Source organism: Stutzerimonas decontaminans, from assembly GCF_000661915.1.
Classification (GTDB): domain Bacteria; phylum Pseudomonadota; class Gammaproteobacteria; order Pseudomonadales; family Pseudomonadaceae; genus Stutzerimonas; species Stutzerimonas decontaminans.
The window spans coordinates 2,141,891-2,165,982 of record NZ_CP007509.1; the positions used below are offsets into that span (position 1 = coordinate 2,141,891).

Annotated in this window: 17 protein-coding genes; 5 read left to right on the forward strand and 12 right to left on the reverse strand. The window is 60.4% G+C overall.

Going from position 1 to position 24,092, the window contains the following annotated elements; all coding sequences use genetic code 11:
* From UIB01_RS09985 to UIB01_RS10040, 12 genes are all read right to left on the reverse strand, one after another.
* Positions 1 to 1,941: a hypothetical protein gene (locus UIB01_RS09985; RefSeq protein WP_196247255.1), complete on the reverse strand. Its 1,941-nt coding sequence runs from the start codon at positions 1,939 to 1,941 to the stop codon at positions 1 to 3.
* Positions 1,935 to 5,387: a DEAD/DEAH box helicase gene (locus UIB01_RS09990; protein ID WP_038659613.1), complete on the reverse strand. Its 3,453-nt coding sequence runs from the start codon at positions 5,385 to 5,387 to the stop codon at positions 1,935 to 1,937. Before UIB01_RS09990 ends, UIB01_RS09985 begins: the two co-directional genes overlap by 7 nt.
* Complete coding sequence (locus tag UIB01_RS09995) at positions 5,384 to 6,718, reverse strand: protein kinase domain-containing protein (protein ID WP_038659617.1); 1,335 nt, start codon at positions 6,716 to 6,718, stop codon at positions 5,384 to 5,386. The genes UIB01_RS09990 and UIB01_RS09995 overlap by 4 nt, the downstream gene beginning before the upstream one ends.
* A complete protein-coding gene (locus UIB01_RS10000; protein WP_038659620.1) occupies positions 6,705 to 7,421 on the reverse strand; it encodes a PP2C family serine/threonine-protein phosphatase in 717 nt (238 codons plus the stop codon). Before UIB01_RS10000 ends, UIB01_RS09995 begins: the two co-directional genes overlap by 14 nt.
* Entirely contained in the window at positions 7,418 to 7,885 is a 468-nt protein-coding gene (locus tag UIB01_RS10005) for a hypothetical protein (protein ID WP_038659624.1), read from the reverse strand. Before UIB01_RS10005 ends, UIB01_RS10000 begins: the two co-directional genes overlap by 4 nt.
* Positions 7,882 to 9,438, reverse strand: coding sequence for a Card1-like endonuclease domain-containing protein (locus UIB01_RS10010; RefSeq protein WP_230585306.1), 1,557 nt, complete (start codon positions 9,436 to 9,438; stop codon positions 7,882 to 7,884). The genes UIB01_RS10005 and UIB01_RS10010 overlap by 4 nt, the downstream gene beginning before the upstream one ends.
* Before the next feature lie 230 nt (positions 9,439 to 9,668).
* Entirely contained in the window at positions 9,669 to 12,434 is a 2,766-nt protein-coding gene (locus UIB01_RS10015) for an FtsK/SpoIIIE domain-containing protein (RefSeq protein ID WP_038659630.1), read from the reverse strand.
* Entirely contained in the window at positions 12,431 to 12,661 is a 231-nt protein-coding gene (locus UIB01_RS10020) for a hypothetical protein (RefSeq protein ID WP_038659633.1), read from the reverse strand. The genes UIB01_RS10015 and UIB01_RS10020 overlap by 4 nt, the downstream gene beginning before the upstream one ends.
* Positions 12,654 to 12,989 (reverse strand): hypothetical protein, encoded by a 336-nt coding sequence (locus UIB01_RS10025; protein WP_038659636.1) that lies wholly within the window; start codon positions 12,987 to 12,989, stop codon positions 12,654 to 12,656. Before UIB01_RS10025 ends, UIB01_RS10020 begins: the two co-directional genes overlap by 8 nt.
* Positions 12,986 to 14,296 carry a hypothetical protein gene (locus UIB01_RS10030; RefSeq protein ID WP_038659639.1) on the reverse strand — a complete coding sequence of 437 codons (1,311 nt, stop codon included), beginning with the start codon at positions 14,294 to 14,296 and terminating at the stop codon, positions 12,986 to 12,988. The genes UIB01_RS10025 and UIB01_RS10030 overlap by 4 nt, the downstream gene beginning before the upstream one ends.
* Positions 14,297 to 14,312: 16 nt before the next feature.
* Positions 14,313 to 14,582, reverse strand: coding sequence for a WXG100 family type VII secretion target (locus UIB01_RS10035; protein ID WP_038659642.1), 270 nt, complete (start codon positions 14,580 to 14,582; stop codon positions 14,313 to 14,315).
* On the reverse strand, positions 14,582 to 15,310 hold the full coding sequence (locus UIB01_RS10040; protein WP_038659645.1) for a vWA domain-containing protein: 729 nt from the start codon (positions 15,308 to 15,310) through the stop codon (positions 14,582 to 14,584). The genes UIB01_RS10035 and UIB01_RS10040 overlap by 1 nt, the downstream gene beginning before the upstream one ends.
* A 468-nt stretch (positions 15,311 to 15,778) precedes the next feature.
* Between UIB01_RS10040 and UIB01_RS10045 the strand changes: the two genes are divergently transcribed.
* The 5 genes from UIB01_RS10045 (at position 15,779) to pheA (ending at position 24,029) form a co-directional block, all read left to right on the forward strand.
* On the forward strand, positions 15,779 to 16,759 hold the full coding sequence (locus UIB01_RS10045; RefSeq protein ID WP_038659648.1) for an IS5-like element ISPa16 family transposase: 981 nt from the start codon (positions 15,779 to 15,781) through the stop codon (positions 16,757 to 16,759).
* A gap of 950 nt (positions 16,760 to 17,709) precedes the next feature.
* Positions 17,710 to 18,786: an S-methyl-5-thioribose-1-phosphate isomerase gene (mtnA, locus tag UIB01_RS10050; protein WP_038659650.1), complete on the forward strand. Its 1,077-nt coding sequence runs from the start codon at positions 17,710 to 17,712 to the stop codon at positions 18,784 to 18,786.
* A 134-nt stretch (positions 18,787 to 18,920) separates the two neighbouring features.
* Entirely contained in the window at positions 18,921 to 21,731 is a 2,811-nt protein-coding gene (gene gyrA / locus UIB01_RS10055) for a DNA gyrase subunit A (protein ID WP_038659653.1), read from the forward strand.
* A 115-nt stretch (positions 21,732 to 21,846) separates the two neighbouring features.
* On the forward strand, positions 21,847 to 22,932 hold the full coding sequence (serC, locus tag UIB01_RS10060; protein WP_038659656.1) for a 3-phosphoserine/phosphohydroxythreonine transaminase: 1,086 nt from the start codon (positions 21,847 to 21,849) through the stop codon (positions 22,930 to 22,932).
* Positions 22,932 to 24,029: a prephenate dehydratase gene (pheA, locus tag UIB01_RS10065; RefSeq protein WP_038659659.1), complete on the forward strand. Its 1,098-nt coding sequence runs from the start codon at positions 22,932 to 22,934 to the stop codon at positions 24,027 to 24,029. The genes serC and pheA overlap by 1 nt, the downstream gene beginning before the upstream one ends.
* Positions 24,030 to 24,092: the final 63 nt, after the last annotated feature.

A 24,092-nucleotide genomic window follows, 5' to 3' on the forward strand; every position in this document is an offset into this window, starting at 1 on the left:
CTAAACCTCGATCAGTGCTTTGATAATTTTGTACGATGCCTTGCGCAGCTTCGCGACATCTGTGCTTGCTAATGGCAGTGGCTCATTACCGTGTCCGCGTCTGACGATGTTCACGGCTACATCGTCGACAAAGGACGGTTGGGTCGCCGCGAGCGACTTGAGGACCAGCTCGTCAGCCATCAGCAGGAACGCGATCATGCAGGCCCCGAGCGACTGGCCGCTGCCTTGCAGCGTCTGGCGTACAGCCGAAGCCCTGACGGTGAGCAGGCTTGGAGGCAGCCGATGGCACAAGCCGGACCCGATGGCCCTGTCTTGCGCAGCCTCGATCAGCAGTGCATCTGCCATGTCCGGTGGCAGCCAACGGTTCAGCGACAGCTCGATGACGGACTGCATTGCTGCATAGAGGTCGCGGACGAACGCCAGGGCATCGTCTCCCTCCTGGCAGGACAGGAAGACCCGTTCGGCATGGACGAGCCGCTCCTTCACGTTCGTCCCGAGGCGGTTGAATGCGCCGAAGCCGAACTCGTCCTGGATGCTCGCGCGGGCATCCAGTAAGACGTCCGCGTAGGCGTCAGGGTTGCTGCTGGCGGTCGGCTCGCGGGTGAAGGTCACTTCCTGCAGCAAGATCTCGATGATCTCGCGCACCAGCGGTTCTGCCAGCAACTCCGATTCCGGGGCGTCGGCACTGCCTTTGCCATGTCCCTTTTCGTCACGCGCCTTCTTGATTTCGAGTAGGCGGCTGATGAGTGCAGGGTCGCGCGCAGCCAGGCGTCGCAAGGGGTGAGAACCATCGAGTTGCGCGCGAAGGATGCTCAAGGTAAGCACCGTTTCCAGCTCTGCCTTTCCCTCCTGGAAGTCCCGCAGCTTGCCCTCCCGAACAGGCCTGAAACCGCATCCCGGTGGTAACAGCCCGACCTCGGTGGCCGCCCGACCGAGCAACTGCGCATGCTCCGCCTGCGGGGTGAATCTCAAGCGCTCGATATCACCTTCGAAGGGGCGCTTGGCACAGGCGTAGAACAATGACCACTCCACGGCGGCATAGAGCTGGGCGATCGAGCGGAACGCGGCGTTCGGCAGCAGCCGCAAGTTGCTGATGAGCTTGGGGTATCGCTGCTGGTTGGCAGGCGTGTCGAACGGTTCTTTAATACGGGGATCCTGGGATGGCGAGCGCGGCTGGCTCAGTGAGGCTTTCCACTTGCCCAGCCACTCCGTTGCGTATTCATCCTGTTCGAGCAACTGTTCGAATGCCCGTTCGAGCACCAGTGAGAACCCGTTGCCGAAGGGATCTGCGATACGGAATTCGCCGTCGCTTTTCTGAATGGCGATAGGGCAGTCCAGGTAATACCGTTCCGGCTGCTCCACGATCATGATCTTGTGCAGTGCAGGCGTTCGCTCCGCTTTCCCGAACGCCGCGGCCCTCCTTTGCATCGCTCGCGTCACCTTGATCACATCCCGCTGGGTGGGCGGCATTTGCGCGGCAGCGAGAGCGCGAATCTTGTAGGCGGCCTGCTTCTGTTCCTTCTTGCGCAACGGTTGGTGTTCCAGCAGTTGCATGAAGGGCAGGACCTGCCCGCTGACGAGCTCGCGAAACAGCAGCGCGGTCACGAATGCCGTAGCGCCGGCTTCGCTTGCAGCGTTGCTGCCGGATGCTTCAAGGACGCCGTTGAAATCGTCGATCAACCCTCTGTCCCGAAGACGCAACAGGATGCTTTTGACCAGGTCGAGCGGAATGCAGGTTTCCTCGGCCAGTGCCTGTGAGGTCATGTTTCCAAGGGCGAGCAGGCTGAGGATGACCTGCTCGAACGGGTTGAGGCTCAGGCCGTCTTCGTCAGGCTTGGGCAGGGTGATCCGGTAGGCGTCGACGGGCCAGGACAGATTGCGGCGTCGGCCGACGGTTGCCCCGAAGGGGTCCGGGGTGCCGTAATCCAGGAGCTTCAACATTCCAGCACGACTCCTTGTTCGCGGCAGAGCTTATAGAAGTCAACGAGCCCGGGAATGAACTCGGCTGCAAGGTCGCCTTCCAGCAGGCCCGGGTCGCCGACTACCACCAGCAGTTTCTTCTGGCGGCTCATCGAGACATTCAGGCGGTTGTACAGGCAAAGGTGACCGAATAGTGATTGCGCCTGTTTCTCGCGGTCATCGGTGGCGGATTTCCACGGCTGTGGCACGGTCCTAACCGTCGACAGGAAGACCACGTCGAACTCCATGCCCTGGAACGAGTCCACCGTACCGATACGTAGTCGCTTGTCATTGTCACCGAGTGTGCCGAGCTGCTGCCTGATGTATTCGGCTTGCGCCCTGTAGAAGGAAATCACCCCGAAGGTTAAGTCCTTGCCAGCCTCGCAATTCATCCATGCGAGTAGCTGGCGGACGATCAAAGTGGCCTCGATCTGCCGAATCCAGCTGGTTCCGCTGCGTTGGTGCTTGCCTTTCTCCACGGGTACCGCCAGCCACGCGGCGGGTTTGCCTCCGGTGTCGGGGAGGGCGTGGGCAAAATCGCTTGGAGGCCTTCCGGAGTCGAACTTCTCGGAAGGGTCGAAGCGCTCGTAGAAATTGCGGCTGATGAAGTCGCCCAGCAGCTCATGCATGCGGTATTGCCTGTCCAGTGTGACCCGACGAGTGATTTTGTCGCCTTCCTCCAGGGTCTTCAGGCGCTCCGAGAACAGGTAGTGAAACATCGATTTTTTTAGCCAATCGGTTTCCGACGGGCCGTTTTCGCCGTCTTCCATCCGGCGTGCGACCTCGTCATCGATAATATGCGGCAACTGGCGGTGGTCGCCGACCAGGATGATGCGCCTGCCCTGTGCCATCGGCACCATCAGGTCACGTGGCGAGACGCGTGCGGCTTCGTCGACGATCACATACTCGTACTCCAATTGCTGTTGGTTCAGGTTGGTGTCGCCCCCCCGAATGCCCTTCTGGAATTGCATGCTTCGGTTGACGCTTTGCTGGCACGTTGCGGCGAAAGCGAAGCTGTAGTCGGATACAGCCTCCAGCATGGCGCGAGGATTGTTGTCGAGTTGGGCGAGAAACTCGGCCAGCGCGGCGGATTTCCTGTCGCGGCCCGAGTACCCTTTGAGCTTGATCTGCTCGATTGCGAAGTTTGCCAGGGCGACGATCTCGTCATTGGTTTTTTCGATGCGAAAAACGGGAGGTGCGCTGAAGCGGGTCAGCAACTTCTTCTTCAGTGCTACCAACCGCGGCAGGAAAGACGGGAGGTCATTTTCGTTGCGCCACAGGCTGGCATCGTCCAGCAGCGCAAGGTCCTCGCTGTCCAGCACATCGGAGAGATCGGCCAGCGCGTCGGCGGCGCGTTCGGGACCGTCGTCGGCAAAGCTTTCAGGCCGGCAGCGAAGGCGACGCACCACGTCGAGCCACTGGTGGTTGGCGTCATTGAGCTTTTCTTCCAGGCACAGTTTCTTCTGCAGGTTCTCGGCTTGACGTACCCGCTCCTCGCCCAGGACCGTAATGCCGAGCGCTGCGATCCGACCTGCAAGGCGGGCGCCGAGTACCCGTGTCGGCGTCTGGTTGTATTGCAGGTACAGGTGCCTGATTTCCGTTTCTTGCTCGATTTCGGCGATCTGTGGGTTTCGTTCACGCAATTCGGTAGCGAGTTTTCCACACCAACCATCGAGCTGTTCCTCGAAGAAGCTGGCGTTCTCCGTAGCTGCATTGGCGCGCTTGCCGAATTTTGGAACGGGGAGGCTGTTGAGCGACAGGCGTTCGATCATGTTCTCGACCGCGTCGTGCTGGAACCCTGTCAGCAGCACCTGGCCCCTTATGGTGGCGCCACGCTTGTCCGCCATTTCATTCAAGCGCTCGAGAATGGCAGCGATGACCGTGGTCTTGCCGGTTCCGGGAGGTCCCTGGATAAGGGCAATGTCCGGCGTTTCCAAGGCACAGCTTATGGCATCTAGCTGTTTTGGCGTGGGCGTGCTCTTGAAGACCTTGTTCAGGACGAACGCCGTCAGCGGCTCCACAGGTGACGGCCTACGAGTCTGAGTAATGACGCCTTTTTCCTCGATCAGCGGTCCGAGCTGGGGATTGGCTGCCCGGCCTTCGAGAATCAACCGGCGCGCCACCAGGCGGCGCTTGATCTGGGCAACTTCGCCTGCGAGTGAAAGGATGAGCATGCCCGACTTTTCTGGAAGCCGTTCAGTCTTCAGCTTGAGCGTGTTCGATGCCTTGTCGAACTCGATCACCTCGTAATGCTTAGGGTTGGCTTGTGGTTCATCCTGGGGTGAAGAGGGGGGATTGTCCGCAGAGCGCTCGATGCCGCTGGCGAAGTCCTTGAAGAGCAGGGCGGGGTCAAGCAGATAGTCCGGGAGCTCCTCGACCGACCGGAGTTCGCCGACCTGGCCTTTATCCAGGGCTTTGAGGGCGGCCTCGGAGGCCTGGGCCACGCGTACGGCCACGGTTCCGTCTCTGTTCTCGACTGCGCCGGCAACGTGCAAGACCCCCACCTGACGTGCCTTCTCCAGCAGCAGTTCGCCTTCGAGGTCGCCGAACTCGTCCCATTTTCTCAAGTAACTGACGTGTGTCTGCGTCAAGGCTGTCATTTGGGCTTTGGCAAGGAGCCGGATATGTCCGGTTCTGCTCCAGTCAGCGAAGTGAAGCTTGCCTCGGACCAGGCGTAGAGCGCGGTCCGGGTGCTTGCGTGCCTTGGTCAAGCGCGTGGTGAGGAAAATCGATTTGCCCTGGGGTAACGGCGTCTCTGTCGCAACGAAGCGCAATCCATCGCCGCTGATGCAGAACGAGTTGTTGCGGGTTGGTTGCTCGCTTCGAGCTGGCTGTGTGTCGCCGGGCATTGCATCCTGGCCGGCTTGTGATTCCGGGTCTGGCGCCAGGTCGATGTCGTCCCCGCCTGCTGCCGTTTCCTCTTCCTGGACCGGGTCCAGCTTGAGGATCTCGTCGATGGCCGGACCTGCGGTCAGGAAGAAGAAGTCGCTGTCGCCTTGTCGAAAGCAGAAACGGCGCTCCAGCAGCTTGTAGAGTGGCTCACCCTTGAGTCCATTTCTGCGGCGCTCGAGGCCTGCCATTGCCTTCTCGGCATATTCGTCCACGCCGATTTCCAGTTCACCCATCTCCAGGCACGGGCCGGAGAAAAAGGCGATTTGAAGTTCCATGCTGCCGTCGGCAGCACGATTGGCCAGTTGCGCAAGCAGCGCGCGGCCAATGGCGAGCTCGGCGTTCAACCGCCGATTATCGATCGCTGTGACGGTCTGCACCGCGATCATTGCGTCCTTGAGACGCAGGTCGAACTCACCGGGGCGCGAGAGATCGTACTCGATCGAGTAGACGGCCTGGTCGCGCCAGTCCTGCGTGCAGTGGTCAGCCAGTCGGACGCGGATGGAAAGAATATCGGCCGGTATGTCCTGGAATTTCATTGCGCACCCGCCTCAAATGTAAAGGTCAAGGTATCGGGGAAAGCAGGGGTTCCTCGTACAGGACGTGCGGTCCTGGCGGTGAAATCGATGTCGACTTCGTATGCCTGCGTCTCGTTATGCTCGAATGAGAAAGGATGGAAAAGACGATGCGGCAGGGGGAAGTGCCGGGCGCTGGCGGGAATCACGATCTCACCCCGCGAAGTCCGGGCGCAGGCGAACGGCGGGCGGGGTGCGCCGCAGTAAGGGCAGCGGGTGTGTTCGTCTGCCAGGTAGCTCATTGTGCAGGCACCGCAGTGCAGCGAGCGGTCGAACGCCTTTTTCAGTTCCAGCGCCCAGAAGGCCATGGCTGGACGGCGATGCGGCTGAAGTCTTCCGGCTCCGAAGGTTTCCTGGAAAAGCCGGCGAAGCCCGGGCGTGGCGACCAGTTCACGCGGCAGCCCGCCACGCCCGGCGTTGGAATCATCCTCCGCATCATCGATAAAGGGCAGATATCCCGCGTACGCCTGTTCATCCAGGTCAGCGGCTTGGCCATCTTCGTCTGGCTCGGAGTCCCAGCCGCTGTCGTCTTCCTCGGGTTCCAGTACTGTCTTGCCGATGAACGGATGACAGAGTGCAAGAGTCTTGAAGGCCATGACCGCAAATGACCAGCAATCCGAGCGTGGGCGCGAGGTATCGGTGCCCCGCACCACTTCCGGCGCGCCGTAGGCCGGGGTATAGACCGAGATACCTCCGCTGGCCATTTCAAATCGCAGGTTGTCCGCATCGATGAGCCAGACATCGTTCGATTGCGCACCAATGAAGGCGTTGTTGCTGGATATGTCGCCGTAGACCATTCCCGAGCAGTGCAGGCGCGCGAGGATGGCTGCGCACTCCGACAGCGCGAACAGGCGACGGCGGGTCGAGCCCGTGCGAGCGTAATGGATGAGACGCAACGCCAGGTCCTTGTCAGGGACGCCAGCCAGCCATCCAGGAAGGGTGAACTGCTGCTCTTCGAGGTCCTTTTTCGTTTTGCCGTCGAGATCGAAGACGGTGAAGGGTGTCATGTCGTTGAGCAGGCGCATCACGTACCCCGGTTGATCCCGCAGGATGGCCAGGGGCAACGACAGTGGAATGCGCGGCGGCAGGGGCAGCAGGCGGATGTTCTGGAAGCGATGACGCAGGTTGATGTTGGTGTCCGGCTCACCCTGAGGGTTGAGCGGTTGCTTGATGGCCAGGTCTGCGTCCTTGGTGCGGAAGACGACGCCTTGCCCACCCCTGGCGAGTTCATCGGCAAGCGCATGGTGATTACCATATTCGTCGCACAGCGGCGGTGTCCATTCAGTCTTGTCCATGGGAAATCTCCTCGCGACAGAGACAGGCGATGGTCTTGTCGTCGCTGTGCTTTGGGGTGGGCCAGTGCTCGAGCATCGCTTGAAGACGCTGGCTGGCAGTGACGGCGGCCAGCGAACGATGCGCTTCGATTACACCGGTCACGAAGCCGGGGATGTCCTCCAGGTCGTCCGCTACGCCGTCGGAGCAGAGCAGGATGGCTAGGCAATCCCGCTCCGGCAGCGAGGTGATCTGCCAGTGCCGCTCTGAGACGCGCTGGGACAGTGCTGACGTGATGTTGGAAAAGCCTTGCGACTTGTCATCAGTCAGGGTCATCACCGAACCATCCGATCTGATAGCTGCGACCAGGCCATCGCCCAGCATTCCCAAGTGGATCACGCCGTTCCCCGCCCGGAAGGCGAACAGGCACGTGGCGGCGCAATCACGGGGTTCGAGTGGTGCGACGAGAGACAGCCAGTTCGACGTGATGCGTTGCAGTAGGGACGCCGAGGCTGCTCCGGCGCGGGAGCGGCAAGCCTGTGCTACAGCCTGGCAGGCGGCCTTGCTGCCGAAACTGGAATACGGCTTCGAGCCAAGGCCGTCGGAAACCACGATGGCATCTCCCCAGCTACGGTGGGAGGCTGTCCATGCGTCCTGGTTGGGGATGCCGGCGGCCAGGTGCGCGGGGCCTGGAACGCTGGCGCCGAAGCTCCTCCACAACATCATGCCGAGGGTGCTTCCAGCCACCCGTCCAGCGCTGCGAACAGGTCCTCGGCAAGGAAAACGTCCGGGCCTTTCAGCTGCGGATTGGCGTCCGCGCCGGTCTTGATAAACCGCACCGAGTCGTGGGGAAGCCCCGCCCGCCACTGTTTCAGGTGGCGGGTTTCGGTGCTGGACCAGAAACCGTCGGTCAGGAGTAATACTTTTCCGTCGGGTGAATCACCCAGCAGGCGGGTCAGGGCGGTTGCGCTGGAGGTACCGCTGCAAACCCGCATGTGCTCCGGGTAATCGTCGGTCATGGTCCAGTCGCTGAAGACGGCTTCGCTCCCCCAGGCACACAACCTGATCTGTTCCTGTCCTCCCGCCAGATGTATCCACTGGGCGATGGTCATGACCGCCGTCCTCGTGATGAATGGCTTGCCCCCCTCGCTCATGCTGCCGGAGGTGTCGCACACCAGGAATAGCGTCATGCCGGCTCCCTGGCCAGCCTGGTGCGTGCGGCGATCCCGTTCATCAAGCTATTGAGTTGCTCCAGGAACGAACCGCCGCAACAAAGTGCCAGCTTCGCGTCGCTGATTTTTTTCCGTACCGAGTCCGACCTTGGCGGGAAACAGCAGGCGACGATTCCACGACCTTCGACGCCACCATAGAAGCGGACGAGGTTCTGCAGCTTCATCACTTGCTCCTGCGTGACCTTGCCCGCCTTGCATTCGACGATGTAGAGCGAATGTCCGTCGGTGAAGGTGACGTCGAGCTCGTTGTGTTGCACGTCGCGGTGAAATGAACCGGTCATGCCCTGGTTGAGTTGCAGGGTGAGGTTGATTCGGAGGTCCCGGATGATGCCGCGCTCCTCATAGGGTTTGCACTGTAGATAGACAAACTCTTCGAACCAGCCACCGGACATGTATTTGGCGAAACCCGTCCAGTGCTTGAAGTGCAGGTTCAGACCGTTGCCCACAACCGATGCCTCGGCTTCCCGGGTGAAGGCGAAGACGAAACCGTGGCATTCGATGCGGAACGGTGTCAGTGGCTCATCTCTTTGCAGGCATCTTTCGTGTTCGTTGTTGAACCTGCACAAGTCGGTGTAGGCGTCAGCGATCTTGCTTCGGTATTTCCACAGTGTTCTGGTCAGGCGGCATCGGTCCGCCGAGAACTCGTCCTGGGGCTCGGCGGTCGACACTTTCAGTCCATCGCCGTTGAGTAGCAGGAAGGTTTCTATCGAGTCGATGGGCCGGATGATTTCCCGATGCAGACTATCGACATAGGTCACGCGCTGGTTGCGGCTGTCGAAGTAGAAGGGCACGGCACCCAGTGCCCTGGCTGCGGAAAGCGCGCCTGCGAACATCAGCTTGGTGCCGCCCGTAAGGTTCACGCCGATACGCGCGCCTGGCGGCAAGGTCCTGGCATGGGCAATGATCCTTTCCTGTACGTCCTTGGCATCCCACGGGTCGACGGGGAGTTCATAGAAGTCTGCATCCTGGATGAACGCGCGCATGCAGGTCGCTGGAAAGTCCTGGGAGTTCACGAACACATGCCGGTCCGAGGCGAACTGGCGGATGCCTAGCAGCGACGGCATGCGTTGCTCCCCGAACAGGTGATAGGTCACGGCGAACCCTTCGTGGACGTTGCCTATCGCCGTCTGGCTGGCACCGTGGCGCTCGAGCCATTCGGCAGGCAGGGCAATGGCTTCGGGAGGCTTGCCGACAACGGGCGAGACGATAAGGCGTTTCTTCAGGTGAGGATGGGCCAGCGCAGCCAGTGCCCACATGAACGCCATGACCGGTGTGCCCGGGCTCAGGTATAGCGTGACGAGTTTCTCGCCGGCGGCCTTGGCGACGAAATCCAGGGCGCGCATGGCACAGGCGTAGATGCCCTCTGAATCGTTCAGTTCGCGGAGCGTTTCGCTCTTGAGCGAGATGCACGAGTGCCTGCCGAACTTCTGCAATTGCGCTTCTAGCCAGCGGAGGTAGTGCTCGTGGGCGGCGGGGGTATTGGCGAAGGTGGAAATGAAGTCGTTGGTCACGCCCCGATCATGTTGCTGGTTGGCGGCATGGATCGCTGCCAGCCGCGTCGCCAGGTCAGCGCAGGCCGGTGTAGGCGCATGATCCTGGAGGTCGCTTCGCGTGTAGCCAAGAATGACGATTTCGCTATAGTCCTCTGCCGCCAGCGCTGCGGCGATCGGACCTTCCGTGCTTTCGAATCCCAGCGATGCGCGAAAATCCGTGATGCCATACCAGGTGAGTAGAAACTTCTTCATAGGGAACTCCTGGCAACGTAGGGACGGAACCACGTCGTCTCACCGGTCATGCGGTTCACCAGAACGGCCCGGTTTGGCTTTTCGAGACCTTTGAACTTGCCGATGCCGGTGGAGACAAGCGAGCCGGCGTCGTCTTCAGTCATGCAATACGCCAGGCGCAGTTCAAAGCACGAAAGAAGGTCCTTGCATGCCGATGCGCAGCGCTGCCAGCGCTCGACGAAGGCGAGCACGAACACCCCCTGGCGCGGACCATCCTCGGCAATCCGCTTGAGCAGATCGCCGGGAGAGGGCGGCTCACCCGGCTTGGGGGCCCTGAAGGCGGTCGGTGGATGTAGCAGTTTTTCTGAATCGAGACCGTCGATGATCAACGCGACGCGGCGACTGCCGATGGCGTCGGCAACCGCCTGCAACGGGAGTGCCGCGAGGTCGTCGAATACCTGCACGGGACTGCCGGACGCGCGCGTGGCTGAGGTGAACCCGCCGTTCGCGGTGACGCCGCGAGCGTTGAAGTAAATGATCTCGTCGAAACGGTTGGATGCAGCCAGGCTGGACAACGTTGCGTTGAGCAAACCATCGTGGATGGCATCGTTGTAACCGCTGAACAGGATATTGAAGGCCGGGCGCTGAATGAGCGGGACCGTGAGCATGTCGGCGTCGAACGTCAGCTGTTGCCCGAGGAGCAGGGCGCCCTCGCGTGCACAGACGTTCTGGTAGGTACTGGCGGAAGGCGGCTCAGGCAGGCTGGCGCCATTGAAGATTCGGGTCTTGTCCTCCATACGCAGGAGCGCGGCGTGCTCCGCCAGCTTGCTGATGTGCTTGCGGCACGCGTCGCTGTCTGCCAGGGGTATCAGGAACTTGATGTTGCCGGACCTGGCCCCGTTGGCATTGTTGATGATGCCTTCGGGCGGGCTCTGCAGTTCCGACGCGGCCCAGTTGTTCGCGCCCAGGATCATCGCCGAGTCTTCCTGGCCGCAGGCCAGAGCGATGCGGCAGCCCAGTTGGGTGGTGATGCTGCCCAAGGACATGGCATTGATGCCTTTGAGGGTCTGCGTCGCGAGCAGGACATGAATGCCGAATGAGCGCCCCTGTTTCAAAAGTTGCGAAAGGAGTTGTTCTGCGGCCTCCGCTACCGGGCGTGTGCCGGCGAAGAGCACCTGGAACTCGTCGATGACCAGGAGGCTCCTGGGCAACCGTTCACCGGTCCTTGCGCGGAATCCGGCGAAGTCGGACACCTTGTGGTCCTTGAACAGGCGTGCGCGCCTCTGCATTTCGCCCACCAGGTGCCGAAGGACCGTGACGCCGTATTCGGGATCGCTTTCCGTGGCAACCAGCCGGGCATGCGGGAGGGGCGGGTCCGCATAGATGTTGAATTCCGTCGATTCCTTGTAATCCAGCAGGTAAAGGTCGACTTCCGCTGGCGAATAGCGCTGGCACAGAGAGTGGATCAGGACGTGCAGCAGGTTCGACTTGCCTGACCCGGTCTTGCCGGCGAGCAATGCATGGTGTTCGGACGTCGTGGCACCGAGGATGAAGGAGGCGGGCGCGCCGGCGGCCGTCCAGCCGATCGGGATGTCGAAGCCTGCGCAGGTCGTGGCGCCCTTGTGGAAGCCGGCCCAGAGATCCTCCAATGATCGGCTGAACCGCGCCTTCCGGGCGCACTCTTCAGCGAGCGCCAAAAGATAGGGTCCTAGCCGTTCTTGGCTGGGCCATTGCTCGGGCTTACAGGTCAATGAAAGGCCAGTGCGTGTGTCGGACGAGGGCGTGAAAAGGGCGTCGAACGCTGCGACCGCTTGCGCTGCGGTTGCGCGGAATTTTTCGTAGCGCTGGTCCGTCAAGCGGCGCTCGTCGATCGCGATGATCGGCAGGACGCCACAGCGCGGGCCGTTTTCGCACAAACGCTGGAGGAACCACAGGCTCTTTTCGGACAGTTGCTCCGGCGCGTCGAACAGCACCAGCGCTTTATAGGCAAGCCGGCAGTCGGGGTTCTTCGCGTTGTACGCTGACCAATTGGATGATTCGTCATTGAAACGATGCTGAAGTAGTTCCTCGACGTCGTCCGTCAGCCGGCCGAGCGCAGACTCGATCTCGTCCGCGCGAGTCAGCACCCGTTGTGCCGGTACCAGTTGCTCGACCTTGAGCAGGGGCAGGAACGGCTCGACCGATTGTCCGAGTCGCAGCGGGTCGATGAACGTCAACTCCAACTGCGTTGGGGGCAAGGCAGAGAGCAAGCGCAGCAGCAGGCCAGTTACCCACTGTTTGTGCCCGGTGTGGCTTTGCAAAAAAGCGAGCGCGCTGGTGAGGGGAAATGGGATGCTGTTTGGCGTCGAGCAGGTGAGATCTTCGAAGCCCAGTTGCCGAGAACCGAGAAACAGGCACGCAGGCATATCCGCGACCGCCCATGGCGTTGTAGGGACGAGATCCGCCAAAGCCGGCTGTTCGCGGCGGAGCCGCCCACTCGAACGCTTTTCGTTCGTGGCGATTCCTTCCCATCGCTGCACGAACGCCGATCGCCAGGCCGTTGTCCGCTGGCCGCGGCTGGCGTTTGTCTTTCTTTCTTCATCTGCCAGCCGCCGTACGGCTTCTTGCGCCGGGGCAGCGAGGTGCGTTTGCCCAGGTTTACGTAAACCCTGGAGGGTTTGCTCCCTCCTGGTCGCGGCCGCATCGAATTCGCGGTCGATGCGGGCCAGCCCTTCTTGATAGTCGGCGATGGCTTGAATAATCCTGCAGACAATCTGGTCCGGATGCTCGAGTGATCCCTTCATGCATCACACTCCGAATGTGACGTGCCGACGCCTTGCGCTTCCGCTAGGACGCAGTGGATGGCCGCAACCTGACGCTGGTAGTCTTCGCTGAAACTGCGCAGGAAGGCGATGTTCTCCAGGATCGGGGAGAGCACTTCATTGACGATGGATGTGCCGAATGCATCCCGCACCCCAGCGTCGAACCTGTTTGCACAGCCCACCATCAACCCCATGACATCGTCAAACATCGAAGTCTCCCGGTTCATCATCCATGGGGATTTCCAAAACGTGCGCATCGTTGGCGATGCCTGGGAGCAACGAAGCACACGGCTGGGCCGCCAGCAGGTAACGGGACTCGAACTCGGGATAAACGCGCCTTATTCCGCTCAGGAACGTTCGCCACTCCTCCTCGGATAGGTCGATCGAGCGGCAGCCTGCGGTCAACTCCAACAAGCGCGTAGTGGCCTCGTCCACGTCATCCATGTCGCCGGTGTTGACCGCTCGCTGCAACTGCTCCACTCCCGCCCGAACCGCTTCAAGGATGGCAGGATCCACTACGGCGAATCGCACTTTCATGGTTGTACTTCCTCGCTCTGACGGACGAAATCAAGACAGGACAGGTCTATCTCGTTCTTGCTCGGCAACATGCCTATCAGAGGCGAGCCCGCCTCTCGCAAGGCATCGCGCAGTTCTTTCTGTTTCTCGGGCGAAAGGTCCTGAATGTCCCGCGAGCAGAGCGTGAATTGCGCATCCGCGTGCTTGTGTCCTTCAGCCTGGAACACCATGTGGTCCTTCTGCGCGTAGAGATATTGGGCTTTGCCGCATTTCACCTCCAACGCCAGCGATCCACCCACCTGTGCTCCCATGCCTTGACCCCGCCCCAGTACAACCGGGACGCGCAAGTCGGTTATCAGTAGGTCGGTTTTGGTGTATCGACCGTTCTCGCCAACGAACGTCCGCCCTTGTGTTTCGATGCGTCCACCCATTGGGGCCAAGGCGTGGCGAGCCAATTGTTCACCGAACTCGCCACACAGTTCGATGCGGATCTTGCGTACAACCCCGTTGCGCTCGACATCGCCATTCGCGGCTACCCATTGCTCACGGAATCTGTCGACCTTCGCCCGATAATCAGGATTACGTTCGTACAGATATTCCTGGAGCATCTGCCGATGCTCCGACGACAGGTTCATTCGATCCCGCAGTACTTCCGGTGTCACGACGCCACCCTGTTTCACCGGGTCCCACTTCAGCCAGGCATAGAAGTCCGCAGCGACGGGATTGGTTGCGAGGTAGGCCTCCAGCGCCTGCTGGGCCGCAGAAAGGCGTGCAATACCGCGATCGATGGCCTGGCGGACGCTGAGAAGTCGTGTATTGCACTCCTGCATCGCTTGCGCCAGTGCCTGCGCGGCCATCGTCGTAGCCTGCCTAGTCATTTCCAAGCGACGTTCCATGGCCATGCGGTTCTCCATGGCAGTTTCGAGATCGGCGCGCGTTTGCTCCAGCGCATTACATGCCTGGTCCACCTCGGCTCTGGCTTCGACAGTGCGGTCATGTTCCCAGGAACAATCAGGGCTTGCCCCGTCTTCGAAGACTGGTTGGGCGGCACAGCTGGACAGCGAGGCCTCGGCGGCGTCGAGACTGGCGTATGCCGTGTCCACTGCCCGCTGGGCGTCCTCGGACGCCTGGCTGGTGCTTAGTTCCTGCTGAATGGCGTCGTCGAGCAAATCCTCGCTGAGTTGCGAGGCGTTCTCAGCGCCTTCGTACGTTCGCTCTGCCAGAGCAATCTGCGCACGGCAGGAGGACTCTAGAGCCTCATGAACGGCCTGCAGGTCGCGCACGAGGTCTTCGAGATTCTCCACTTGCCCTATGGATACGAGTGCCATTGCCCTTGCGACGTCCTCAGCTTTGAAGGTAATCGCGCAGGCGCGACGCAAGTGCGATCAAATAGGGCACCTGTTCTGTTGCGCTCGCATTGAACTGATGGAGGTGCTGGACGAGCATGTTGAACTCTTCTTCGAATTGTGAGCGTTTCTCGTCCTGCCAGGTGTCACCGAGCGACACGAACGCTCCATCTAGGGCGCCGACACTGTCATTGAGCGAGTCGGTGAAACGCTGCAACGCATACGCAAAGCGCTCTAGCTCTTCGGGATCTCCAATTGCTTGTGCCATTACCAGTAGCCTCCGTCCTCTTCTGCAACCTGTGCCGCCGACGTCGGTGATCCCTGTCGGGCGCCGATGGTTGCTGGCTGGACATCGATCGCACTTGCAGGCGGTATGGAGTTCGGGGTCTGCGACCTGGTGCGCAAGGTTACGGACATGGTCACGTACTTGAAGAACTCCTTCAGTTGCCTCGCATTCTCTGCATAGAAGAGCGCGTTCTGCGTGCCCTCGATGAATGTACGGAGCACGGCCTCGTTGGCGTCGGCACCGATGGCCATCGCCATGCGATCACATTTCGAGGAACGCCCCTCACTGACGAACGCCTGCAAAGCGTCTTCCCAGCCATTGTCCGGCTGCCCGTCCGAGACCAGCACCACGGTGGGACGATAAGCGCGTGATGGCACGACATCCTTGTCTTCAATCATTGCTTTGGCCATCTCAAGTGCGACACCCAACGGAGTCGTGCCGCCAGCTGCAAGCGCTTGCCATCGGATGTCGTTAGCACTGGCCAGGGGTTGGTGCAGCGTCACCTGAGCGCCGAACGTGATGATTGAAACCCAGATCTCCGTCTCGCTGGTCTCGTTGTCACGGAACACGTTTAGCATGTCGCGCACCGCGTCATTTAGGTTGTGAATCTTTTCCCCACCCATGCTGCCGCTGACGTCGAGCAAGAAAATAACAGGGAGTGGCTTGGCTTTTGGCGCCGTGAATTTAGACGGATCAAAGGGAGTGTTCACAGGCAATACTCTTTAATCAAAGAAGGTGGATAGACCAGTTGCAGAGCTGCGCTCATTGCATCAGCGATGCTGAAATGAAGCGATATAGAGAGGATCCCCAAGCCTGCTTTCGTAAGACTCTGTCTGTAATGTGATGGAAAACAGCGATCAGGATGAGGCGGGGATACTGTTCTGGCAGAATATCGTCGCTTGGCACATGGGACTTCCTTGTTCTAAAACACCGGCCGAGTGGACATCAGTCTGAAGGTGAGAAGAACCAATGCTACTCAATTGGATGGCGATGTGCCATCTGCTTGTGGGGAGCTAATCTGGCGTTTTTTGCTACGAGAAACGAGGGAAGCGAGACCATAATTGAGTCCTGTGAGGGTGCGCATAATAGTGACCAGTCCAGACTTTCTTCTAGGGATGGTCTGAAAAAGACTTCCCGAATCTGGTGAAATACGCCGATCCCGCCAGCCGAGTTTTTCCATGAAGCAGATGACCTTCGCCGACGCCGAGTACGCCGGCAAGCGCAAGCAGACCCGTAAAGAATTGTTCCTGATCGAGATGGATCAGGTGGTGCCGTGGAAGGGATTGATTGCCCTGATCGAGCCACACTACCCAAAGGGTGAAGGTGGTCGTCCAGCCTATCCGCTGATGGCCATGTTACGTATCCATCTGATGCAGAACTGGTTCGGCTACAGCGACCCGGCCATGGAAGAAGCGCTCTACGAGACGACCATCCTGCGTCAGTTCGCCGGGCTGAGCCTGGAGCGCATTCCCGACGAAACCACCATCCTCAACTTCCGTCGCTTGCTGGAGAAACATGAGCTGGCAGCCGGCATCCTCGGCGTAATCAATGGCTACCTGGGGGATCGCGGCCTGTCGCTGCGCCAGGGCACTATCGTCGATGCCACACTGATCCACGCGCCCAGCTCGACCAAGAACCAGGACGGCAAGCGTGACCCGGAAATGCACCAGAGCAAGAAAGGGAACCAGTATTACTTTGGCATGAAGGCGCATATCGGTGTGGATGACGAGTCGGGGCTGGTGCACAGCGTGGTCGGCACGGCGGCAAACGTGGCGGATGTCACCCAGGTCGACAAACTGCTGCATGGTGAAGAGAACGTCGTCTGCGCCGATGCCGGCTACACCGGCGTCGAAAAGCGCCCCGAACATGCTGGCCGCGAAGTGATCTGGCAGGTCGCAGCACGCCGCAGCACCTACAAGAAGCTCGATAAACGCAGCGCCCTGTACAAAGCCGAGCGCAAGATCGAGAAGGCCAAGGCACAAGTGCGAGCGAAGGTCGAGCACCCGTTTCGAGTGATCAAGCGCCAGTTCGGTTACGTGAAGGTGCGCTTCCGTGGCCTGGCCAAGAACACCGCTCAGCTGGTGACGCTGTTCGCGCTGTCAAACCTATGGATGGCGCGCCGACATTTGCTGACTACCGCAGGAGAGGTACGCCTGTAATGCGGAAAATGGCTGCTGCGAGGTGCTCGCGGCGGCCAAAAACGGAGAACTGAGCGGGTTACCTGGTCGATTTTGATCGACGGCCCGCTTTCAAAAGCAGCGAGGGCTGAAGTCGACCGGAAATACAGGGTTACTTCAGACCTTCCCTAGGATCGCTTCTATACTCATCGTCAAAGTAGGCTTCAGGTACGGCTGATCTAGGCTATGTCACTGTCGCTACTTGCATGCGTAGGTTTCTGCAAGGGCGCGCTACCCAGGGCCGTCCTGGTTATCCGGCGGGTGTGCCCAAGCTCTACGTACACGGTTACGTCCAGCGAACGATTTCCGCCCGAGCGCCAACGCAATGGCTATTTGATGTGGCTGCTGGGACCGCTGGCGGCGATTTTTCATTGCCGATTTTCGCAAGCACAGCGCTGTGGCCGTTCAGGGCCTGCCGGACCTTCGTTCAGTTCTGTAGTCAGCAGGGGCTGATTAGCGGGTAGTTCGACGCATCGATGGCAACAAGGCGGTGTTTCACGATGCGAGCACCGGAGCGTGTCGAAGTTTAAGTATCAACAAGTGCAAAAATGAATGGCGCAGATCGCTCATTATCTGGTGGTAGCCCGGGTTCAAGGCAGGCTTCACACACTCCATATAAATGGAAGTAGAGGGCTCGGCTGCGAGCAGATGGTGTGGTGGGAGTTTTGCGGGGATCCGTTGAGCATCGTTGAACAGCGTAGGGCGTTGATTGCAGTAGGGCGCCGTTAAAAAAGTATTTAAAAACAAGTAGATAGGTGGTCGATAACCCGCATGGGGTGCAAGGGGTCGAGTGTTCGAATCACTCCGTCCCGACCAAATCGAAGATGAAAAAGCCCGGTTCGGAAACGACCGGGCTTTTTCGTTTGTGCACGCGTTGCGCGCGCCGCTCAATCCGTTGCGGTGGGCTGGGTGCGAATCTGGAGGATGCTGCCATGCGCGAGCGTTTGCTTGCTGCGGAAAAGGTGAAGTCAATCGAGTGGCTGGATGGTCGGCTGAGGTTGCTTGATCAGCGCAAGCTGCCCGCCGAAGAGGTTTGGTATACCTACGATTCTGCCGCGGCGGTTGCGGGGGCGATCAGGGATATGGTCGTGCGCGGTGCGCCAGCAATTGGAATTGCTGCAGCCTATGGTTTAGTCCTTGCCGCGCGCGCTCGTAATGCTACGGGCGGTGACTGGCGGTTTGCGTTGGAGGAGGACTTCAGTGTCCTGGCCGGTTCTCGCCCAACTGCGATCAATCTTTTCTGGGCGCTTAACCAGATGCGTGAGCGGTTGGAACGTCTCAAACCGGGTGAAGACCCTTGCTTGGCGCTCGAAGCCCAGGCTATTTCGATCCATGACAGCGACCGCGAGGCAAATCTCGCAATGGCGCAGCTCGGCGTAAACCTCATTCGGCGGCATCAGGGCAATCCGCAGAATTTCCTTACTCATTGCAATACGGGCGCGTTGGCGACCGGCGGCTTCGGTACGGCGCTCGGGGTCATCCGTGCGGCGCATCTCGAGGGGCTGGTGGAGCGAGTATATGTCGATGAGACTCGGCCGTGGTTGCAGGGCTCTCGGTTGACTGCCTGGGAGCTGCTCGGTGATGGCGTTCCGGCTATGGTGAATGCCGACTCGGCTGCTGCTCATCTGATGAAATCCAGAGGCATCTCTTGGGTGATCGTTGGTGCGGATCGCATCACCGCCAATGGCGACGTGGCGAACAAGATCGGCACCTACCAGCTTGCGGTTCTGGCGATGCACCACGGTGTTCGCTTTATGGTGGTGGCGGCGAGTTCGACCATCGACATGGCGTTGGAGAGTGGCGAAGAGATCCAGATCGAGGAGCGCGCCGGCAGTGAGCTGCTCGAGGTTAATGGTCGGCGCTTCGCGGCTGATGTCGAGGCATTCAATCCGGTGTTCGACGTGACGCCGGCCGACCTCATCGACGCCATCGTCACCGAGAAAGGTGTGGTCGAGCGCCCGAACGCCGCGAAGCTGGCTGAGCTGATGAGCCGCAAACGGCTGCACTGAGCAACGGTCGATCGCGCTCGGGCGTGGTGTGCAAGCCGGTTTTGCTCCGTGCAAGGCTCAGTTTATAGCAGTCGTCTGTGTTACCATCCCGCGCTTATTACAGGACCCTGCTGACTATAAGGAACCAGGCTTCCATGGGCGAACTGGCCAAAGAAATCCTCCCGGTCAATATCGAAGACGAGCTCAAGCAGTCCTACCTTGATTACGCCATGAGCGTGATCATTGGCCGTGCGCTGCCGGACGCGCGCGATGGCCTGAAACCGGTACACCGCCGCGTGCTGTTCGCCATGAGCGAGCTCGGCAACGACTGGAACAAGCCGTACAAGAAATCCGCCCGTGTGGTCGGTGACGTGATCGGTAAATACCACCCGCACGGTGACTCGGCGGTATACGACACCATCGTGCGCATGGCGCAGCCTTTTTCGCTGCGCTACATGCTGGTCGACGGCCAGGGCAACTTCGGTTCGGTCGACGGCGACAGCGCTGCGGCGATGCGTTACACCGAAGTGCGCATGGCCAAGCTGGCCCATGAGCTGCTGGCCGACCTGGAGAAGGAAACTGTCGACTGGGTGCCCAACTACGACGGCACCGAGCAGATTCCGGCGGTCATGCCGACCAAGGTTCCCAACCTGCTGGTGAACGGCTCCAGCGGTATCGCGGTAGGCATGGCAACCAACATCCCGCCGCATAACCTGGGCGAAGTCATTGATGGTTGCCTGGCGCTGATCGACAACGCCGATATCACCATCGACGAACTCATGCAGTTCATCCCGGGTCCCGATTTCCCCACCGCCGGTATCATCAATGGCCGTGCTGGCATCATCGAGGCCTACCGCACCGGCCGTGGCCGCATCTATATCCGTGCTCGTGCCGATATCGAAGATATCGACAAGGTCGGCGGCCGCCAGCAGATCGTCATCACCGAACTGCCTTACCAGCTGAACAAGGCGCGGCTGATCGAGAAGATCGCCGAGCTGGTGAAAGAGAAGAAGATCGAAGGCATCACCGAGCTACGTGACGAGTCCGACAAGGACGGCATGCGCGTGGTCATCGAGCTGCGCCGCGGCGAAGTGCCCGAGGTGATCCTCAACAACCTCTATGCGCAGACCCAGCTGCAGAGCGTCTTCGGTATCAACGTGGTCGCGCTCATCGATGGCCAGCCGCGCACGCTGAACCTCAAAGAGCTGCTGGAAGCCTTCGTTCGCCACCGCCGCGAAGTCGTCACCCGCCGTACCGTCTATGAACTGCGCAAGGCACGCGAGCGTGGGCACATTCTTGAGGGGCAGGCGGTCGCGCTGTCCAATATCGATCCTGTCATTGCGGTGATCAAGGCCTCGCCAACTCCAGCCGAGGCGAAGGATGCGCTGATTTCCACTGCTTGGGAATCGAGCGCCGTCGAGGCGATGGTGGAGCGCGCAGGTGCTGATGCCTGTCGTCCGGAAGGTCTCGATCCGCAGTTCGGGTTGCGTGATGGCAAGTATTTCCTCTCGCCAGAGCAGGCCCAGGCGATTCTCGATCTGCGCCTGCACCGCCTGACCGGGCTTGAGCACGAGAAGCTGCTCAGCGAATACCAGGAAATCCTCACTCAGATTGGCGAGTTGATTCGCATCCTGACCAATCCGGTTCGCTTGATGGAAGTCATCCGCGAAGAGCTGGAAGGCGTGAAGCGCGATTTCGGCGATGCGCGGCGCACCGAGATCCTCGAGTCGCGCCTGGACCTGACGCTGGCGGACCTGATCACCGAAGAAGAGCGCGTCGTCACTATCTCGCATGGTGGCTATGCCAAGTCGCAACCGCTGGCCGCCTACCAGGCACAGCGTCGCGGTGGTCGCGGCAAGGCTGCGACTGGTGTGAAGGAAGAGGATTACGTCGAGCATCTGCTGGTTGCCAACAGTCATACCACGCTGCTGTTGTTCTCCAGCAAGGGAAAGGTGTACTGGCTGAAGACCTACGAGATTCCCGAAGCATCCCGTACTTCGCGCGGTCGCCCGCTGGTCAATCTGCTACCGCTCGACGACGGCGAGCGCATCACCGCGATGCTTCAGGTGGATCTGGAAGCCCTGCGCAAGCAGGCAGCCGAAGGTGAGGACGACCTGGACGAAGCCGAAGGCCTCGTCATCGAGCACGATGATGCGGACGACGTCGAAAGCGATGACGCCGACAGCGACGAAAAAGACGAGCCGACCGGCTCCTACATCTTCATGGCTACCGCCAATGGCACGGTCAAGAAGACACCGCTGGTGCAGTTCAGCCGACCGCGTACGTCCGGTCTGATTGCACTGAAGCTGGAAGAAGGCGACACCCTCATCGCTGCGGCTGTCACTGACGGTGCCCAGGAGGTGATGATGTTCTCCGATGGCGGCAAGGTCATCCGCTTCAAGGAAAGCAAGGTTCGCATCATGGGCCGCAATGCCCGCGGTGTACGCGGTATGCGTCTGCCGGAAGGGCAGCGCATCATCTCCATGCTGATTCCGGAATCGGGCGCGCAGATCCTTACCGCATCTTTGCGTGGCTATGGCAAACGCACCGCTATGGAAGAGTTTCCACGCCGCGGCCGCGGTGGACAGGGCGTCATCGCCATGGTGACCAACGAGCGTAACGGCCCGCTGATCGGTGCCGTGCAGGTGCTGGAAGGCGAGGAGATCATGCTGATCTCCGATCAGGGCACGCTCGTGCGGACGCGGGTCGACGAAGTTTCGTCGCTGGGCCGCAACACCCAGGGCGTCACGCTGATCAAGCTGAGCAAGGGCGAGCACCTGGTTGGTCTGGAGCGTGTGCAGGAGCCATCCGAAGAAGAGGTGCTGGAGGACATCGAAGCGTTGCTCGATGACGACGCCCTCGAGAAGGAAATGCCCGTCGTCAGTACCGAGCCGAGTGAGGATGAGTTACTGGGCGGTGGCGGTGATGTGTCGCCAGATGTAGTCCCTACTGACGACGAAGACTGATTGGCGGACGCTATCCCACAGCAGCACACCGGGAAGGGTGGTAGCGAGGCGGGCGGTAGAGATGCCGGCCGCTGCGTCCCGGGAATCAACATCGAGCAAGAGCGAGAGAACAGCAGTGAGCAAACGCGCCTTTAACTTCTGTGCCGGTCCGGCTGCGCTTCCCGAAGCCGTCCTTCTGCGCGCCCAGGCAGAGCTTCTTGACTGGCATGGCAAGGGCCTGTCGGTCATGGAGATGAGTCACCGCAGCGACGAATACACCGCTATCGCCGAAAAGGCCGAACAGGATCTGCGCGACCTGCTGGCAATTCCGTCGAACTACAAGGTGCTGTTCCTGCAGGGGGGCGCCAGCCAGCAGTTTGCCGAGATTCCGCTGAACCTGCTGCCGGAAGATGGCGTTGCCGACTATATCGATACGGGCATCTGGTCGCGCAAGGCGATCGAAGAGGCGCGTCGTTTCGGTAACGTCAACGTGGCGGCCAGCGCCAAACCCCTCGATTACTTCGCCATTCCGGGGCAGAACGACTGGCAGTTGAGCGAGCGCGCAGCGTACCTGCACTACGCGAGCAACGAGACCATCGGCGGCCTGCAGTTCGACTGGGTTCCGGAGGTGGGCGATACGCCCTTAGTCGTCGACATGTCCTCGGATATCCTCTCGCGAACCATCGACGTCTCGAAGTTCGGCCTGATCTACGCCGGTGCGCAGAAGAACATCGGACCATCCGGGCTGGTGGTCGTCATCGTTCGTGAAGACCTGCTCGGCCATTCACGTTCCGCTTGCCCGACCATGCTCGACTATAAGGTCGCGGCGGATAACGGCTCGATGTACAACACGCCGGCAACCTTTTCTTGGTACCTATCTGGCCTAGTCTTCGAGTGGCTCAAAGAGCAGGGCGGCGTCGAGGCGATGGAGCAGCGCAATCGCGCGAAGAAGGACATGCTCTACGGCGCTATCGATGCTAGCGATTTCTACACCAATCCGATCGCCATCAATGCGCGTTCGTGGATGAACGTGCCGTTCCGTCTGGCCGATGAGCGCCTGGACAAGGCGTTCCTGGTCGGCGCCGACGCGCGCGGTCTGTTGAACCTCAAAGGTCACCGCTCCGTGGGCGGCATGCGTGCCTCGATCTACAACGCTGTCGGCCTGGATGCGGTCGAGGCTCTGGTGGCCTACATGGCCGAGTTCGAGAAGGAGCACGGCTGATGAGCGACGCCGATCAGCTGAAGGCCCTGCGGGTTCGAATCGACAGCCTTGACGAGCGCATTCTTGACCTGATCAGTGAGCGCGCCCGCTGCGCCCAGGAAGTGGCTAGGGTCAAGACCGCGGCGCTGGCCGAGGGCGAGTCGGCGGTGTTCTACCGACCAGAGCGCGAAGCTTGGGTGCTCAAGCACATCATGGAGCTCAATCGCGGGCCGCTCGATAACGAGGAGATGGCGCGCCTATTCCGCGAGATCATGTCGTCCTGCCTGGCCCTGGAGCAGCCGCTCCGGGTCGCCTATCTCGGCCCGGAAGGTACGTTCTCTCAGGCCGCGGCGCTCAAGCATTTCGGCCATGCGGTGATCAGCACGCCAATGGCGGCCATCGACGAGGTGTTTCGTGAGGTTGTGGCGGGGGCCGTGAATTTCGGCGTAGTGCCGGTGGAGAACTCCACCGAAGGCGCGGTCAATCACACGCTGGATAGCTTCCTCGAACACGACATCGTGATCTGCGGCGAGGTGGAGTTGCGTATCCATCATCATCTGCTGGTGGGTGAGACGACCAAGACTGATCGGATCACGCGCATCTACTCCCATGCGCAATCGCTGGCGCAGTGCCGTAAGTGGCTTGACGCCCACTACCCGAATGTCGAGCGCGTAGCGGTTTCCAGCAATGCGGATGCAGCCAAGCGGGTCAAGAGCGAGTGGAACTCTGCGGCCATCGCCGGCGACATGGCGGCCCAGCTCTACGGTCTGACCAAGCTGGCCGAGAAGATCGAGGATCGCCCGGATAACTCCACGCGGTTCCTGATCATCGGTAGCCAGGAAGTCCCGCCGACCGGCGACGACAAGACGTCGATCATCGTCTCGATGCGTAACAAGCCGGGTGCGCTGCACGAGTTGCTGGTGCCATTCCACGCCAACCGCATCGATCTCACCCGCATCGAGACGCGGCCGTCGCGCAGCGGAAAATGGACCTACGTGTTCTTCATCGACTTCCTCGGTCATCATCAGGATCCGCTGATCAAGGATGTCCTGGAGAAGATCGGTCAGGAAGCCGTGGCGCTGAAAGTGTTGGGCTCCTATCCCAAAGCAGTCCTTTGATATTGCGGCTTCAGGCTGCGGCGGCGGGGACAGGCGGGCGGCTTGTACCAGCCGCCCGAGGCC

Bases quoted from the DNA above. Each gene is read 5' to 3' on its own strand.
- UIB01_RS09985 (WP_196247255.1), bottom strand. From the start codon at position 1,941: ATGTTGAAGCTCCTGGATTACGGCACCCCGGACCCCTTCGGGGCAACC.
- UIB01_RS09990 (WP_038659613.1), bottom strand. From the start codon at position 5,387: ATGAAATTCCAGGACATACCGGCCGATATTCTTTCCATCCGCGTCCGA.
- UIB01_RS09995 (WP_038659617.1), bottom strand. From the start codon at position 6,718: ATGGACAAGACTGAATGGACACCGCCGCTGTGCGACGAATATGGTAAT.
- UIB01_RS10000 (WP_038659620.1), bottom strand. From the start codon at position 7,421: ATGATGTTGTGGAGGAGCTTCGGCGCCAGCGTTCCAGGCCCCGCGCAC.
- UIB01_RS10005 (WP_038659624.1), bottom strand. From the start codon at position 7,885: ATGACGCTATTCCTGGTGTGCGACACCTCCGGCAGCATGAGCGAGGGG.
- UIB01_RS10015 (WP_038659630.1), bottom strand. From the start codon at position 12,434: ATGAAGGGATCACTCGAGCATCCGGACCAGATTGTCTGCAGGATTATT.
- UIB01_RS10020 (WP_038659633.1), bottom strand. From the start codon at position 12,661: ATGTTTGACGATGTCATGGGGTTGATGGTGGGCTGTGCAAACAGGTTC.
- UIB01_RS10025 (WP_038659636.1), bottom strand. From the start codon at position 12,989: ATGAAAGTGCGATTCGCCGTAGTGGATCCTGCCATCCTTGAAGCGGTT.
- UIB01_RS10030 (WP_038659639.1), bottom strand. From the start codon at position 14,296: ATGGCACTCGTATCCATAGGGCAAGTGGAGAATCTCGAAGACCTCGTG.
- UIB01_RS10035 (WP_038659642.1), bottom strand. From the start codon at position 14,582: ATGGCACAAGCAATTGGAGATCCCGAAGAGCTAGAGCGCTTTGCGTAT.
- UIB01_RS10045 (WP_038659648.1), top strand. From the start codon at position 15,779: ATGAAGCAGATGACCTTCGCCGACGCCGAGTACGCCGGCAAGCGCAAG.
- mtnA (WP_038659650.1), top strand. From the start codon at position 17,710: ATGCGCGAGCGTTTGCTTGCTGCGGAAAAGGTGAAGTCAATCGAGTGG.
- gyrA (WP_038659653.1), top strand. From the start codon at position 18,921: ATGGGCGAACTGGCCAAAGAAATCCTCCCGGTCAATATCGAAGACGAG.
- pheA (WP_038659659.1), top strand. From the start codon at position 22,932: ATGAGCGACGCCGATCAGCTGAAGGCCCTGCGGGTTCGAATCGACAGC.